The 557-nt window shown below is 52.8% G+C and carries 1 protein-coding gene; it reads left to right on the top strand.

Annotated elements, in window-relative coordinates; all coding sequences use genetic code 11:
* Nucleotides 1-557 (top strand): M48 family metallopeptidase (locus VT06_RS17190; RefSeq protein ID WP_046555555.1); only part of this gene is annotated, 557 nt, incomplete at both ends.

The following is a 557-nucleotide window of genomic DNA, read 5'->3' as shown; positions in this document are numbered from 1 at the left end:
CCCGCGCGCGAGTATTGCGGCAACGTCTGAGCAAACAGAACAACCAGAGCCTGGAGCAAGTGATAGCACAAATGTTCGCACTACAAGTGCTACAGGTGGAACCGCGAACCAACGAGCTCGAGAAGTAGCACAGCCCGTGGTAGCGCCAGGCACTGATGTAGCAACAATCGAGGATGTGCAAAGCAATATAGTAGCCGAACCAGAAACGAGCGCCGCAGCTTCAACAACGCCAGCAGTGGAGGTTGTAAGTGAGGTTACCGCGCAGGTTGTTCAACAATCGCAACCAGAGCCAGAACCCGCTGGTGAAATGAATGTACAACGTAGCAGTAGTACGCAAAGTGCGGCTACTTTGTATCGGCGTGGTCTCGAAGCGCTTGATAACAACGATATTCGGCAAGCGATGCAGCGTTTTCAAGAAGCATTAGCGCTCGAACCCAACCACCATGATGCGCGCTTGCAGTTAGCTGCTTTGTCGTTTGGCCGCGGTTTTGCTGGTGATGCCTTGCAGTTATTGCAGGAAGGGGTTCAACGAGCACCGCAGAATCATGCCTTTGTTT

This window comes from Arsukibacterium sp. MJ3, from assembly GCF_000987765.1.
Taxonomy (GTDB): Bacteria; Pseudomonadota; Gammaproteobacteria; order Enterobacterales; family Alteromonadaceae; genus Alishewanella.
This window is presented reverse-complemented; position numbering and strand designations above follow the sequence as displayed.